Genomic DNA, 15499 nt, shown 5'->3' with positions numbered 1-15499 from the left:
AGGGCCGACACCCGGCTGGGTGTCGGCCCCGCTGCTCGCGTACCAGTGGTCAGTGCTCTTCGGGGTTGCCGTCGCTGTGCGGGTGCCGCCAGCGCTCGTGCGGCTTCGGCGCGTCCTCGGCGTCCTGCGGCGGGTCGCTCTGCTCGAAGCTCGGCCGGCGGACGCCCTCGGGCTCCGGCACGTCCACCGGCCGCGCGCCGGAGCGCGGCGCCGGCTGGTAGTCGGCCGCTTCGCGGGCGCCGTGCGCGCCCTCGGCGGCCGGCGACTCCGGGACGTGGTGTTCCAACCGCAGTTCGTCGCTGAACTGCTGCGGCGGTTTCGTGGTGCGTTGCGGCAGGTCGCGGCCGAGATCGGCGACGAGCGGACCGTACTTCAGGTCGAAGGCGGGGCGCTCGGAGCGGATCCGGGGCATCCGGTCGAAGTTGCGCAGCGGCGGCGGGCAGCTGGTGGCCCACTCCAGGGAGTTGCCGAAGCCCCACGGGTCGTCCACCGTCACCATCGCCCCGTACCGCCAGGACTTCCAGGCGTTGTAGATGAAGAAGAGGGTGGACAGGCCGAGGATGAACGCGAAGACGGTGGAGATCGTGTTCAGGGTGGTGAACCCGTCGGTGGGCAGGTAGTCGGCGTACCGGCGGGGCATACCCTCGTTGCCCAGCCAGTGGTGCACCAGGAAGGTGCCGTGGAAGCCGATGAACATGGTCCAGAAATGCGCCTTGCCGAGCCGCTCGTCGAGCAGCCGCCCGGTCATCTTCGGCCACCAGAAGTAGTAGCCGCCGAAGAGGGCGAAGACCACGGTGCCGAACACCACGTAGTGGAAGTGCGCCACCACGAAGTAGCTGTCGTGGGTGTGCCAGTCCACCGGCGGGCTGGCCAGCAGGACGCCGGTGAGCCCGCCGAGCAGGAAGGTGACCAGGAAGCCGATGGCGAACAGCATCGGCGTCTCGAAGGTGAGTTGCCCCTTCCACATCGTGCCGATCCAGTTGAAGAACTTCACACCGGTCGGCACCGCGATCAGGTAGCTCAGGATGCTGAAGAACGGCAGCAGCACCTGACCGGTGGCGAACATGTGGTGCGCCCACACCGTCATCGACAGCACGGTGATGGCGACGGTGGCCAGCACGATCCCGGTGTAGCCGAACAGCGGCTTGCGGGAGAACACCGGAATGATCTCGGTGATGATGCCGAAGAACGGCAACGCGATGATGTAGACCTCGGGATGGCCGAAGAACCAGAACAGGTGCTGCCAGAGCATCGGGCCGCCGGTGGCCGCGTCGTACACGTGCGCGTTGAGCAACCGGTCGGCGGAGAGCGCCAGCAGTGCGGCGGCCAGCAGCGGGAAGACGAGGATCACCAGCAGGCTGGTGAACAGCATGTTCCAGGTGAACAGCGGCATCCGGAACATGGTCATGCCGGGCGCGCGCAGGGTGAGGATCGTGGTGATCAGGTTGACCGCGCCGAGGATGGTGCCGAGCCCGGAGACGACCAGGCCGAGCACCCACATGTTCGCGCCCACCCCGGGGGAGTTCTCGACGCTGCTCAGCGGGGTGTAGGCGGTCCAGCCGAAGTCGGCCGAGCCCTGCGGTGTGATCAGCCCGCCGATCACCATCAGCCCGCCGAACAGGTACAACCAGTAGGCCAGCGCGTTGAGGCGGGGGAACGACACGTCCGGCGCGCCGATCTGGATCGGCACGATGTAGTTGCCGAACCCGAAGGCCGCGGGCGTGGCGAACAGCAGCAGCATCACCGCGCCGTGTGAGGTGAAGAGCTGGTTGTACTGCTCGGGGGAGAGGAACTGCATCCCCGGGCGGGCCAGCTCGGCCCGCATCATCATCGCCTCCAGGCCGGCCAGTATGTAGAAGCCGAAGGAGGTCAGCAGGTACAACAGGCCGATCTGCTTGTGGTCGGTGGTGGCCAGGAACTTGATCAAGGTGTTGCCGGGGATCGGTGTCCGTACCGCTCCCGGGAACCCCCCGAACCGGGCCGGTGCCAGGATCGCCGGGCCCCGATCGCGACCGGGTTCCGTGGTTACCCGCTTGGGCATGGCTGCTCACCCCGTCGTGACGGCAGAAAGGACGGGCGTGCCTACCCGACCCTCGCACCATGTAACCAGGCCAGAGCGGTAAATTCGGTCAGAACGCTGGTACCGGGCGCAAGCGCCTCGAACCGTCAGGTCGCCGGCAGCATCGCCCAGACGGCCTTGCCCTGGCCGGCCGGCACGCTGCCCCACCGCTGGGCCAGCTCCCGGACCAGCATCAGCCCGCGCCCGCCCTCGGCGCGCAGGTCCGTGCCGCCCGCCCGCGCCTGGGCGCTGCTGCCGTCCACCACCGCCAGGTGCAGGTACGGTCGGCGCAGGGTCACCGTCACCTGCATGGGCGTGCCGGCGTGCCGGACCACGTTGCCGACCAGCTCGCTGAGCACCAACGCGGCCGGGCCGGACGCGTCGGGCAGGTTCCACCGCGTGCACGCGTCGGTGACCAACTCCCGGGCCCGCCGGCAGGCCTCGGCCACCGGCTCCAGCCGGGCCCGCATCCGCGGCGCGGACGACGCGTCGGCCAACCGGGTCGCCTCCGCGCAGTCCGCGGACACCGGGAGCACCCGGCAGGTGCTCGACTCGGCCAGCCACCGCGCCGCCACCGGCGACGGGGCGCAGAGCAGCACCGGCACGGCCGGCCACTCCTCGGCCCGCCGGGCGGTCGCGGCGAACACCGACAGCGCCAGCCGGTCCTCGACGGTCACCCCGGCCATGTCGACCACCAGCGCCTCCGGCTGGTCGACGAGCGCGTCGCTGAGCATCTGATGCACCGTACGCATCGTGCCGAGGTGCAGCGGGCCGGTGAGCCGGACGACCGCCACCGGTGCCGTGGTGCGCACCTCGCAGGTGATCCCGCTCGACATCGGCGCCTCAATTCGCTGCTGGGTCGGGATCTGCCAACTACCCGACGCCGTTCCCCGTCAAACCGGACCGACGGCGGAGGCGAGACAGGTCACCCGCCGCGACCGGCCGGTCAGCGACGCGACCGGCCGGTCAGCGCACCCGATGCGATCATGACCACGCCGAGGCCCAGGTGCAGCCAGCCGTCGGCGTCGTTGACCGGTAGCACGTTCGCCCCGGTGCCCTGGTCCACCACCAGCCCGTAGAGCCACAGCACCAGGAGCACCGCGCCGCCGCCGACCAGGAACGCCCGCGCGCCGGTGACCGTCCGCGCCAGCAGCAGACCCGCCACCCCGAACGCCAGGTGCACCAGGTTGTGCAGCACCGACACCTGGAAGACACCGAACAGGTACGCGCCCGAAGCGTGGCCGGCGAAGCGCAGCGCGTCCATGCCGCTGGTGATCCCCGGCACGAAGCCGAGCACGCCGAGCAGCAGGAACAGCACCGCCACCGTCGCCGCCGCGCGCCGGACCGGCGGTTTACCGTCCGCCGGGTTGGCCCGGGCCCGGGAGTGCGCCATCGGTCCGACCATTCCCGGCTCCTCGTCGCACGGCGGGCATGAGCGCTGCCGGCTACCCGCTGCCGCTACCGACAAACCGGCTGGCCGCGCGCGCCGACTGCCGGACCCGCTCGTACAGCTCGACGTAGCGCTGCGCCATTACCGCGGGCGTGAAGCGCTGCGCGGCCACCCGCCGGCACTCGTCCGGGTCGAGCAACTCGGCGGCGAGCAGAAGATCGCCCAACTCCTCCTCGTCGGTGGTGAGCAGCCCGGTGCGACCGTGCTCGATCAGCTCCGGCAGGCAACCCCGGGCCGTCGCCACCACCGGTGTCCCCAGGGCGAGCGACTCGACGACCGCCGTGCCGCCCGGCTCCTCCCACCGCAGCGGGAACAGCGACGCGCGGGCGCTGGCCAGCAGGTCGTCGCGCTCCTGGCCGGCCACGGTGCCGACCCAGCGGACCAGGTCACCGTCGACGTGCGGGGCCACCTCGTCGAGGAAGAACCGCACGTCCGGGTTCTGCCGGGCCTCGTCGCCCGCCGCGGCCAGATCGGCCGGCCGATGGTACGGCCCGACCGGGCCGGCCAGCACCAGCGGAAGACCGACCCGGTGCGCGAGCCGGGCACCCACGTCCTGCCCCTTGCCCGGGTTGATCCGACCCAGGATGAGCAGGTGCTCGCCCTTCTCCGGCCGGCGTCGCCGGTCGGCGTCGACCGCCAGCGGGGTGGACAGGTGCACGTGCCCCACCGAGTGCTCCCGCAGCGCCAGCGGGGCGCGAGCCAGCTGCGACGCGGAGACGCCGTTGACCCGGACCCGGTCGCCGCCGTCCAGGCTGCCGTAGAGCGCCGGGTGCTTGGCCAGGTCCCAGTGCAGGGTGTGCAGGGTCGGCGGCCCCGCCGGCCCCATCGCGGCGAGGGTGGCCAGCCCGACCGCCTCGACATGATCGTGCACCAGGTCGATGTCGTCGCGGGAGTGCAGCTCACGGACCACCCCGGCCAGGTGCGCCTGGGCGATTCCACAGACCTGGTTGTACGGCCGTTGCAACGCGGCGAACTGCCCGTCGGCGAAGACCGAGACCTGCTCGTCGACCGGCAGCGTGCTGGTGCCCACCGAGGCGAGCACCACCCGTACGCCCAGTCGCCGCAGCTCCGGCACCAGGGTGGCGATCACGTTCTCGATGCCGCCGTAGCCGGGCGGTGGCACCGACAGCCACGGACCGGCGTTCATCAGCACGGTGAGGCTCTGCGCGCTCACGCGGCGGCCACCCGGCGACGGGGAACCCGGTGACGCAGTTCGGCCAACGGCGGGCGTTCCTCGATGGAAACGTCGCTGACCACGATCTCGCGGTCCAGGTTCGGCAGGGTGTCCGAACCGCCACGACGGAACTGGGTCAGCAACGCCTCCGGCGCCAACCCGGGGGTGGCCCACCCACGCCGTTGCAACCGCGACCAGGCGGTCAACATGATCTGCGCGGACATCCGACCCAGGGCGGCGGTGTCCTGGTGCCGGTGTTTGCGCTCACCGAGATCGACCTGCGCCAGCGCGTCCAGGCCGACCAGATCGAGCAGGTCGATCATCATGGCCGTCTCCACCCCGTATCCGGAGACGAACGGCACCTGGGCCAGCACGTCGCGGCGACCCGCGTACTCGCCGGCCAGCGGCTGCACGAAACCGGCCAGCTCCGGCCAGAAGAGGTTGAGCAGCGGACGGGCCATCAACTCGGTCACCCGGCCCCCACCGTCCTGTTCCACGCTGGCGGTGCCCACCAGGGGCCGGTGGTAGAAGCCCTTCACGAAGTCGACCGACGGGTCGGTCAGCAGCGGGCCGAGCAGCCCACTGACGAAGTGCGGCCGGAACTCCCGCAGGTCGGCGTCGATGAACGCCACCACGTCGCCCTCGGCGGCGGCCAGCCCGGCCCAGAGCGCGTCGCCCTTGCCGGTGAGCCGGGGCAACCCGCGGGTCATCGCATCCTGGCTGACCACCTCCGCGCCGGCGGCGCGGGCCACCTGAGCGGTCCGGTCCGTCGATCGGGAATCCACCACGATCAGCTCGTCGACCAGCGCGACCCGATCCATCAGGTGTTCGCGGATCGTCGACACGATCGCGCCGACGGTGGCCTCCTCGTTGCGCGCCGGCAGCACCACGCTGACCCGGGTCTCACCCTTGGCGCGCATCAGCCGACGGGTCGGCCAGTCCGCAGCCGACGTCGTCCGGTACGTGGCCCACGCCTCCACCACCGGTGACACGCTCGATGTCGTATCCCGCACGGGCACCCCTCCATTCGTGCGTGGAAAAACCGAATTTGGTTGTTCCCATTCCGCATCACGCGCTAACCGCTTTCCTGGCAACAGCTTGATCACAGAGGGGACGTCAGTGCGTTCCCGGGGGATGAACGTTTGATTGCGCACAGCCCAGGGGACTGCTCCCAGCGCAGCTGAAAAGTCTTCGAAGGGGTGTCGGGATGCGGAAATGCCGGGTGGGTCTGGTCGGAGCCGGCGGCGTGGCACAGCGCCACGCACGGGTGCTGGCCGGGTTCGACGACGTCGAACTGGTCGGCGTCACCGACGTCGCACCGGAGGCCGCGTCCGCGCTGGCCGCCCAGCACGGCGGACGGGCCCGCGCCGACGTCGGCGAACTGCTGGCCACCGGCCTGGACGCCGTGTACGTCTGCGTGCCTCCGTTCGCGCACGGCCCCGTCGAGGAGGCGATCATCGAGGCCGGGGTGCCGATGTTCGTGGAGAAGCCCGTCGCTGTCGACCTGGACACCGCGGAGCGGATCGCCGACCTGGTCGCGCGGCGCGGACTGCGCACCGCCGTCGGCCACCACTGGCGCTACCTGAGCGTGCTCGACCAGGCCCGCGACCTGCTCGCCGACCGCCCGGTGCGGATGGTCAGCGGCACCTGGCTGGACAAGGTGCCCCCGGTGGCGTGGTGGTCGCGGCGGGACCGCTCCGGCGGCCCGGTGGTCGAGCAGGCCGCCCACGTGCTCGACCTGATCCGCGTGCTGGCCGGCGAGGTCACCGAGGTCACCGCGTACGGCAACGGCACACCGCCGCCGGTCGACGGCGCCGACATCGACTCGGTGACCACCGCCGCACTGCGCTTCACCGACGGTGCGGTCGGCACGCTCAGCGCCGCCTGCGTCCTCGGCTGGAAGCACCGCGCCGGCCTGGAGATCCTCGCCGACGGGTTGGCCCTCGCGATCACCGAGGACGGGCTGTCGATCCGCGACGCCGACGGCGAACGACACCTCCCCGCCGACCCGGAAGCCGCCCGGGTGGCGGTGGACCGCGCCTTCGTCGACGCCGTCCGCGGCATCGGCGACGACGTGCGCGTCCCGTACGCCGAGGCCCTCGCGACCCAACGTCTGGCCCTCGCGGTGGCCGACTCGGCCCGTACCGGCACGACCGTGCGGCTCGTCACCGCGACCGCGCCGGCGGTGCTCGCCAGCGGGGTGACCGTCGATGCGTGACAAGGTCGTGGTGGTCACCGGTCCCGGCCAGGTCGATCTGGTCGACCAGGACGCCGCGCCGCTGCGTCCCGGCACGTTCCGGGTCGAGACGCTGTTCAGCGGTGTCTCCGCCGGCACCGAGCTGAGCTACGTCAAGGGCACGAACCCCTACCTGAACGTCACCTGGAACGCCGACCTGGGGCTGTTCCAGCCGGGCCCGGCCAGCACTCCCTACCCGGTGACGCGACTGGGCTACATGCAGGTCGGCCGGGTGGTGGAGAGCGAAACGCCGGCCGTCGCGGTGGGCACTGTCGGTGCCATGACGTACGGGCACCGCACCGGGTGGCTGGCCGACCCGGTCGCCGAACGGTTCGTGGCGCTGCCCGACGACCTGGACCCACTGCTCGGCGTGTACGTCGCGCACATGGGCCCGATCTGCGCCAACGGGCTGCTGCACGCCGCCGCCGACCTGCACGGCACCGACGTCCGGGCGCTCGGCGACGGGGTACGCGGCCGACGGGTCGCCGTCATCGGCGCCGGTGTCGTGGCGTTGCTGACGGCGTTGTTCGCCCGGCGCAACGGGGCCGCGTCGGTGGTGGTGCTCGACCCGACCCCGCACCGCCGGCAGGTCGCCGAGGCGCTCGGCCTGGAAACCCTCGACCCGGACGCGGACGACCCGGCGGTCGTGCTCAAGACCCGCTGGGCGCACACCGCCGGCGACCGGGGCGCCGACGTGGTGTTCCAGTGCCGGGGGCAGGCGTGGGCGTTGCACCTCGCCCTGCGCCTGCTGCGCCCCCAGGGCACCGTCATCGACCTCGCCTTCTACCAGGGCGGCGCGGACGCGGTCCGCCTCGGTGAGGAGTTCCACCACAACGGGTTGTCGCTGCGCTGCGCCCAGATCGGCCGGGTGCCGCGCGGGCTCGCACCCACCTGGGACCGCGAACGGCTCTCCGCCGAGACCATCGACCTGCTCCGGGCGTACGGCGACACGATCCGCAAGCACCTCGTCTCGGCGGTGGTGCCGTTCGACGAGGCCCCCGCCCTCCTCACCGACCTGGCCGACCGTCGCCGCCAGGAACTCCAGGTGGTGCTCGCCACCTGACCCGCCGGGCCGGAGCGCGCCCGCCCTGGTGACACGGCGGACTACCGTTCCCGGCATGAGCACCTCGACGCACCGGCCGGCCGGCGGCACCGCGACAGACCGGCCGGGCGGCGGGGCCGCCGCGGACCGGCCGGTTGGCCTGGGCGCGCTGCTGCCGTACCTGCGGGAGCACCGCGGCACCCTGGTCGTGGTGGGCGTCCTGTCGCTGGTCGGCTCGGCGGCGTCGTTGGCGCAGCCGCTGCTCACCCGGTCCGTGCTCGACCGGATCGGCGCCGAGCAGGGGGTGTCCGAGCTGGTGGCGGTGCTGGTGGCCCTCGTGGTGCTCGGCGCGGCGATCGGCGGGCTGCGCGACTACCTGCTGCAACGCACCGCCGAAGGGCTGGTGCTGGGCACCCGGCGCCGGCTGGCTGGTCACCTGCTGCGGCTGCCCATCGCCGAGTACGACCGCCGGCGCACCGGCGACCTGCTCTCCCGGGTCGGTTCGGACACCACACTGCTGCGCGCGGTCGTCACCTCCGGGCTGTTCGAGACGGTCACCGGGGCGGTGACGGTGGTCGGCGCCGGCACGGCCATGGTGCTGCTCGACCCGCTGCTGTTCGGCGTCACCCTGCTCGGGGTGGCGCTGGGGCTGGCCTTCGCCGCCACCTTCGCCCGTCGGGTCCGGGCGCTGGCCCGGACCGCCCAGGAGCGGATCGGTGAGATGACCTCGGCGGTGGAACGGGCCATCTCGGCGGCGCGGACCATCCGGGCCAGCCGCGCCGAGACCCGGGAGACGCAGACCGTCACCGGCAGCGCCCGGGAGGCGTACACGGCGGGGCTGCGGGTGGCCCGGGTGCAGGCGCTGGTCGGCCCGATCGGCTCGGTCACCGTGCAGGGCGCCTTCCTGCTGGTGCTCGGCATCGGAGGGGCGCGGGTCGCCGCCGGGGCGATCTCCGTCGGTGACCTGGTCGCGTTCGTCATGTACCTGTTCCTGCTGGCCCTGCCGCTGGGCCAGGTGCTGCGGGCGTACACCCAGTTGCAGTCCGGCCTGGGCGCCCTGCAGCGGATCGAGGAGATCCTCGCCGTGCCCGCCGAGGGCGCGGACGACCGGCCGGCGCCCGCCACCGCGACGGCGACCCCGCGCCGCCCGACCCCGATGATCGAGTTCGACCGGGTGGGCTTCGGCTACCCGGGTGGCGAGACGGTGCTGCACGAGGTCACCTTCGCGGTGCCCGCCGGCACCCGGACCGCCCTGGTCGGCCCCTCCGGCGCCGGGAAGTCCACACTGCTGGCCCTGGTCGAGCGGTTCTACGAGGTCAGCGCCGGCGCGATCCGACTCGACGGCACCGACGTGCGGGACCTGCCCCGCGACGCGCTGCGGGCCCGGCTCGGTTACGTCGAGCAGGAGGCCCCCGTGCTGGCCGGCACGCTGCGGGAGAACCTGCTGATCACCACTCCGGACGCCGCCGACGACCGGCTGCGCGAGGTCCTCGACGCTGTCAACCTGGGACACCTGGCGCAGCGCACCCCGCAGGGCCTCGGCGTGCAGGTGGGGGAGGGCGGCGTCCTGCTCTCCGGGGGTGAACGGCAGCGACTGGCCATCGCCCGCGCGCTGCTCGCCGGCCCGCCGGTGCTGCTGCTGGACGAGCCGACCAGCAACCTCGACTCCCGCAACGAGGTCGCGCTGCGCCGCGCCATCGACGCGGTGGCCGTCCGCCGGACGCTGTTGATCGTGGCGCACCGGCTCGCCACGGTGGTCGACGCCGACCAGATCGTCGTCCTCGACGGTGGCCGGGTGGTGGCCGTCGGCACCCACGCCGAACTGACCGCCACCGACCCGCTGTACCGGGAGCTCGCCAGCCACCAGCTGCTGGTCGGCTGACTCCGCCCCGGTGCCGCCGACTTGCCGGGCGGCCGGGCCGCACATGGTGCCCCGAATCGCGTACCGTTGCCGCTCATGGGTGTGTCTCAACGGTTCAAGAGCAAGTTCCGGCGGTTCCTCCAGCGCCCCGGCTCGACCGTGGATCTTGCTCCGCTGGAGAAACTGCTCCCGGCGATCGAGGCGCGCGAGGCTGAGCTCGCCGCGCTCGACGACGCCGAGCTGACCCAGGCCGCGGGTGCCGCCGCCGACTACGAGGAGATCTGCGCCGTCGGCCGCGAGGCCGCCCGCCGTGGCCTCGACCAGCGGCCGTACGACGTGCAGCTGCTGGGCGCGATGTCGCTGCTCTCCGGCAAGGTCGCCGAAATGGCCACCGGTGAGGGCAAGACACTGACCGCCACGATCGCCGCGTACGGGCACGTCCGGCTCGGCAACGGCCCGGTGCACGTGCTCACCATCAACGACTACCTGGCCCGCCGCGACGCCCAGTGGATGGAGCCGGTCTACACCCTGCTCGGCCTCACCGTCGGCTGGGTCAACGAGGCGTCCACCCCGCAGGAGCGGCGCGACGCGTACGCCTGCGACGTCACCTACGTCTCGGTCAGCGAGGCGGGCTTCGACTACCTGCGCGACCAGCTGGCCACCGACGTGGAAGACCGGGTGCAGCCCGCGCTGAGCACCGCCATCGTCGACGAGGCCGACTCGATCATGATCGATGAGGCCCGGGTGCCGATGGTCCTGGCCGGCGCGGTGCCGGGCGAGCAGGACCCGGTGCACGCCGCCGCCGCACTGGTCCGTGGCCTGCGCAAGGGCAAGCACTACACGGTCGCCGAGGACGGGCGGAGCGTGGCGTTCACCTCCGCCGGCCTGGCCGCCATCGAGGCCAAGCTCGGCATCGACCTGTACGACGAGGAGCACGTCGCGCAGCTCTCCGCTGTCAACGTGGCGCTGCACGCCCACGCCCTGCTGCACCGCGACGTGGACTACATCGTCCGGGACGGCACCGTCGAGCTGGTCGACGAGATGCGCGGCCGGGTGGCCCAGCGCCGCCGCTGGCCGGACGGCCTCCAGGCCGCTGTCGAGGCCAAGGAGGGGCTGGACGCCACCGCCGAGGGTGAGGTGCTTGGCACCATCGCCATGCAGGCGTACATCGCGCTCTACCCGAAGGTGTGCGGGATGACCGCCACCGCCGTGCACGTCGGCGACCAGCTGCGGGAGTTCTTCAACCTCGAGGTCGCGGTGATCCCGCCGAACACCCCGTGCATCCGCGAGGACGAGCCGGACCGCATCTACGCCACCCGGGCCGAGAAGGACGAGGCGCTCGTCGACGAGATCCAGCGCGCGCACGCCAAGGGACGGCCGGTGCTGGTCGGCACCCTGGACGTCAAGGAGTCCGAAGGGCTGGCCGCCGGGCTGAACGCTGCCGGCGTGCCCTGCGTCGTGCTGAACGCCAAGAACGACGACGAGGAGGCGGCGATCATCGCCGAGGCCGGCGCGTACGGCGCGGTCACCGTCTCCACCCAGATGGCCGGCCGGGGCGTCGACATCCGGCTCGGCGGCAGCGACCAGAGCGACAGGGAGCGGGTCGCCGAGCTGGGCGGGCTCTACGTGATCGGCAGCGGCCGGCACGACAGCCGCCGGGTGGACGACCAGCTGCGCGGCCGGGCCGGCCGGCAGGGCGACCCCGGTGGCTCGGTCTTCTTCGTCAGCCTGGAGGACGACCTCGTGGTCCGGCACGCCGCCGACTCGGTGCCGGCCTCGCCGCGGATGAACGCCGACGGCCTGGTGACCGACGACCAGGTCGACTACGCGGTGGAGCACGCCCAGCGGGTCGCCGAGGGCGTCAACCACGAGATCCACCGCAACACCTGGCGCTACAGCGTGGTGATCGAGCAGCAGCGCAAGGCCCTCGCCGCGCGCCGGGAGCGATTGCTGACCAGCGACGTGGCAGCGGTGATGCTGCTGGAGAAGGAGCCCGAGAAGGCCGGCGAGATGGACGAGGACCTGCTCGCCCGTGCCGCGCGGTCGATCGCGCTCTACCACCTGGACCGGCTCTGGGCCGAGCACCTGGCCGAGCTGTCGGAGGTCCGTGAGGGCGTGCACCTGCGCGCCCTGGGCCGGCTCGACCCGCTGGACGAGTTCCACCGGGCCGCGGTGCCCGCGTTCAACGACCTGATCCCGGAGATCGAGGCCCGCACCATCGCCACCTTCAACGAGACCGAATTCGATGAGGATTGGCAGCCCGACGACGGCACCCTGGTCCGGCCCACCGCCACGTGGACGTACCTGGTGCACGACAACCCGTTCGGATCCGAGCTCGACCGCCTGATCGCGTCGATCGGGCGGCGGCTCAGCGGCACCTCGCGCTGAGTTACCGGACGTCGGGGCCCCGTCGCGCCTTCCGGCGCGACAGGGGCCCCGATTTACGCCGTTTCGACCCGGGTTTCCGAGGGTAGTAGGGCTGGTCGGTCGAGTCGGGAGAGAGCAGACGATGACACAGGTGACGATGCGTGCCGGGCAGGCGCGAAACGGCACGGAGGCTGCACACCGGTGAACCTCGACACGCGGGAACCGGTGGTGCAGACACTCGGCGTCCTGGAAGCGGCCGCGCTGTTACGGGAGCTGACCGCCGGGCTGATCGCCCTGACCGACTTTGATGAGGCTCTGCTGGCCCTGGTCCGGGTCACCCGGGACGCCGTCGCCGGGGTGCGCTGGTGCGGGTTCACCGCGCTGCGGGCCGGCGAGCCGGCCGGGGTGGCCGCCTCCGACGAAGGGCTGGCCGGGCTCGACGACCTGCGACACGGTCCGGACTCGCCGGCGATGAGCGCGATCCGTCGCCGCGAGATGATCCTCGCCGCCGACCTGGACGGTGAGCCCCGCTGGCCGGCCTGGACGGCGCGCGCCCGCGACCTCGGCGTACGCGGGGTGATCTCCGCGCCGGTCGACATCGACGACCAGGTGATCGGCGCGATCAACCTGTACGCCGCCGCGCCGGACCTGTTGACCCCGCAACACCAGCTGACCGCGATGCTGCTCGCCGAACACGCCGGACTGCTGCTCGCCGCCGTCCGCGACCGCAGCCGGCAGCTCACCCTCGCAGGTGTTCGGGACGCCTCGCTCCTGCAGGACGGAGTGGTCGGCCAGGCCGTCGGCGTGATCATGACGCAGCGCGGTTGCCCGCCGGCCGAGGCCCTCGACGTGCTGCGGACCGCCGCGTCGTCACTGGACATACCGCTGCGCGAGGTGGCCGAACGGCTGGTCCGGACAGTCTCCCGCTCACGCGACACCTGACCACCCCGGCCCGGCGTCCCGCGCGGTCCCCGCATTCCGGCGTCCCCGCGTTCCGCGCGGTCCTGGCGTTCCGCGCGGTCCTGGCGTTCCGCGCGGTCCCCGCGTCCTGGCGGTCCCCGCGTCTCCGCGTCTCCGCGTCTCCGCGTCTCCGCGTCTCCGCGTCTCCGCGTCTCCGCGTCTCCGCGTCTCCGCGGTCCCGCGGTCCCGCGTCCCCGCGTCCCCGCGTCCCCGCGTCCCCGCGTCCGCGCGTCCGCGCGGTCCCCGCTTGATCGACTCGCGTTTCTTGAAGTCGGGGTGTCCGGGTCGGTGGGACGGCCCGGTTTTCTGAAACCCGAGTGGATCACTCCTGATGTCGGGGTGTCCCGGCCGCCCGGATGGCGCGGTTTTCTGAAACGCGAGTGGATCAGGGCGGGTGGTGTCCGTTCGTCCGGTCAGCGACGAGTCGGACCGTTTCGTTTCGTCTCGACCGACCCCGGGTAGCACTCTGGTCAGGTGAGCTGCGCCGACCCGGGGGAGGACCGATGCAGAGCCGGCTGCGGGTGCAGGGGCATCCGATCCAACCGATGCTGGTGACGTTCCCGCTCGGGCTGTTCGTCAGTGCCACCGTCTTCGATCTCACCGACGTCGTCGGCGGGCCCGCGTTCTTCGGCGAGGTCGGCTACTGGACGGGCATCGCCGCGCTCGTCGCTGCCGCGCTGACCGCCGTGGCCGGCATGGTCGACCTGTGGGACGTTCCGGGTGACCGTACCCGCCGCACCGCAGTCGCCTTCAATCTGGTGAACGCGGTCATGGCCGCCATGTTCCTGCTCACCTGCCTGGTCCGGTCACATTCCCCGCAGCGCGGCGCGTCGGTCGCGATCCTGGTCACCGAGCTGGTCGCGTTGGCCGTCGGCGGGGTCGGCGTGCACCTGGGCGCCCGGCTGATGCGTCAGTTCGACAGCGGCCGTGTCGAGGCTGGCGGCCTGGACGCGCTCGCCGGCTCCACCGGCGAGATCGCCCGCCCCTGACCGACCCGCCCGCCGGGACCGCCGGGCGCGTGAGCCGGGCCCCTGGTCACCCGCACGGGCGTCGAGTCACCCGCACGACGTCTGGTCACCCGCACGACGTCTGGTCACCCGCACGACGTCTGGTCATCCGCACGGCGTCTGGTCACCCCCACTGCGTCTGGTCACCCGCACGGCGTCGAGTCGCCCGCACCGGGGTCGAGCATCCGGGCGGTTTGCGGTCTACCATCCGCGGATGACCTCCTCGCTGGACACGCTGCCGAAGATCGGTGCGCCGGCCACCCGGGCCCTGCACGGCGCCGGCTACACCGCGTTGCGTCAGCTCGCGGGCGTCCCCCGGGCGGATCTGGCCAGGCTGCACGGCATGGGCCCGAAGGCGCTCGACATCCTGCAGTCCGCCCTCGAAGAGCACAGGCTCGGTCTCGGCTGAGGCACCGCCGCCGCTCAGCCGGCGGCAAATGGGTTGCCGCCCGGGTGACCGGCCGCGAGGCTGACCGCCATGACTGTCGAGCGTGACGCCGAGGACCTGATAGCGGAGGCCGCCGCGGCGCCCGTCGATGGTTGGGGCTTCGGTTGGCTGGCCGGCCGGGCCACCGAGGAACGTCCACCCTGGGGGTACGCGCGGCTCGTCGCCGACCGGATGGCGTACGCCGATGCGGCACTGGACGTGGACACCGGCGGCGGGGAGGTGCTCGCCGAGGTGCCGCGTCGACCGAGGCTGCTGACGGCGACCGAGGCGTGGCCGCCGAACGTCGAGGTCGCCCGACGGACCCTGCGTCGGATCGGTGCGTCGGTGGTGGCGGTCGCGCCGGACGGGCCGCTGCCGTTTCGCGACGCCTCGTTCGACCTGGTGGTCAGTCGGCATCCGGTGCGTACCGACTGGGTGCAGACGGCCCGGGTGCTGCGGCCGGGCGGGACGTTCCTGTCGCAGCAGATCGGGGCCGGCACCATGCGGGAGTTGAGTGAGGCGATGCTCGGGCCGTTGCCGCCGCCGGCGCAGCGCCACCCCGAGCAGGCGGCCGCCGCTGCCGAAGCCGCTGGCCTGCGGGTGGTCGACCTGCGTCGGGCCACCCTGCGGGCGACCTTCGCCGACATCGGCGCGGTGGTCTGGTTCCTGCGCAAGGTGATCTGGACGGTGCCCGGGTTCACTGTCGAGCGCTACCGCGCACCCCTGGCCAACCTGCACCGCCGCATCGTCGACGAGGGCCCCTTCGTCGCCCACGCCCACCGTTTCCTCATCGAGGCCACCCACCCCTGACCCCCCTGAACATGCGCCGATCTTGCACTTTCGGTCGCCGCAAAAGCCGCCCACCCGGACAGACCGACCACCGAAACTGCAAGATCGGCGGGAGTGGGAGTGGGAG

General features: G+C 72.5%; 13 protein-coding genes. 8 read left to right on the top strand and 5 right to left on the bottom strand.

Annotated elements, in window-relative coordinates:
• Positions 1-49: 49 nt before the first annotated feature.
• The 5 genes from ctaD to ACX27O_RS11535 form a co-directional block, all read right to left on the bottom strand.
• Complete coding sequence (gene ctaD, locus ACX27O_RS11555; protein ID WP_030332691.1) at positions 50-2041, bottom strand: aa3-type cytochrome oxidase subunit I; 1992 nt, start codon at positions 2039-2041, stop codon at positions 50-52.
• A gap of 125 nt (positions 2042-2166) precedes the next feature.
• Positions 2167-2895 carry an ATP-binding protein gene (locus ACX27O_RS11550; protein WP_210866909.1) on the bottom strand — a complete coding sequence of 243 codons (729 nt, stop codon included), beginning with the start codon at positions 2893-2895 and terminating at the stop codon, positions 2167-2169.
• Positions 2896-3005: 110 nt separating this feature from the next.
• Complete coding sequence (locus ACX27O_RS11545) at positions 3006-3464, bottom strand: DUF4383 domain-containing protein (protein WP_458939387.1); 459 nt, start codon at positions 3462-3464, stop codon at positions 3006-3008.
• Between the two features lie 40 nt (positions 3465-3504).
• Positions 3505-4656 (bottom strand): glycosyltransferase, encoded by a 1152-nt coding sequence (locus ACX27O_RS11540; protein ID WP_458939475.1) that lies wholly within the window; start codon positions 4654-4656, stop codon positions 3505-3507.
• Positions 4657-4679: 23 nt separating this feature from the next.
• Positions 4680-5663: a glucosyl-3-phosphoglycerate synthase gene (locus tag ACX27O_RS11535; RefSeq protein ID WP_307857937.1), complete on the bottom strand. Its 984-nt coding sequence runs from the start codon at positions 5661-5663 to the stop codon at positions 4680-4682.
• 227 nt (positions 5664-5890) lie between these two features.
• On the opposite strand from ACX27O_RS11535, the gene ACX27O_RS11530 reads away from it, so the two are divergent.
• The 8 genes from ACX27O_RS11530 (at position 5891) to ACX27O_RS11495 (ending at position 15393) form a co-directional block, all read left to right on the top strand.
• The gene (locus ACX27O_RS11530; RefSeq protein WP_458939386.1) at positions 5891-6901 is read left to right on the top strand and encodes a Gfo/Idh/MocA family protein; all 1011 of its coding nucleotides are present in this window, start codon (positions 5891-5893) and stop codon (positions 6899-6901) included.
• A complete protein-coding gene (locus tag ACX27O_RS11525) occupies positions 6894-7982 on the top strand; it encodes a zinc-dependent alcohol dehydrogenase (RefSeq protein WP_030332703.1) in 1089 nt (362 codons plus the stop codon). Before ACX27O_RS11530 ends, ACX27O_RS11525 begins: the two co-directional genes overlap by 8 nt.
• Positions 7983-8037: 55 nt before the next feature.
• A complete protein-coding gene (locus ACX27O_RS11520; protein ID WP_387220977.1) occupies positions 8038-9843 on the top strand; it encodes an ABC transporter ATP-binding protein in 1806 nt (601 codons plus the stop codon).
• Positions 9844-9918: 75 nt separating this feature from the next.
• Entirely contained in the window at positions 9919-12210 is a 2292-nt protein-coding gene (secA2, locus tag ACX27O_RS11515) for an accessory Sec system translocase SecA2 (protein WP_030332707.1), read from the top strand.
• Positions 12211-12390: 180 nt separating this feature from the next.
• Entirely contained in the window at positions 12391-13131 is a 741-nt protein-coding gene (locus tag ACX27O_RS11510; protein ID WP_358128832.1) for a GAF and ANTAR domain-containing protein, read from the top strand.
• 521 nt (positions 13132-13652) lie between these two features.
• Positions 13653-14138, top strand: a complete 486-nt coding sequence (locus ACX27O_RS11505) for a DUF2231 domain-containing protein (protein WP_030332709.1) — start codon at positions 13653-13655, stop codon at positions 14136-14138.
• Positions 14139-14370: 232 nt separating this feature from the next.
• Positions 14371-14565: a helix-hairpin-helix domain-containing protein gene (locus ACX27O_RS11500; RefSeq protein ID WP_030332711.1), complete on the top strand. Its 195-nt coding sequence runs from the start codon at positions 14371-14373 to the stop codon at positions 14563-14565.
• A 69-nt stretch (positions 14566-14634) separates the two neighbouring features.
• The gene (locus tag ACX27O_RS11495) at positions 14635-15393 is read left to right on the top strand and encodes a class I SAM-dependent methyltransferase (protein WP_458939385.1); all 759 of its coding nucleotides are present in this window, start codon (positions 14635-14637) and stop codon (positions 15391-15393) included.
• Positions 15394-15499: the final 106 nt, after the last annotated feature.

The sequence above is a fragment of the Micromonospora sp. SD19 genome (assembly GCF_054462275.1).
This window is presented reverse-complemented; position numbering and strand designations above follow the sequence as displayed.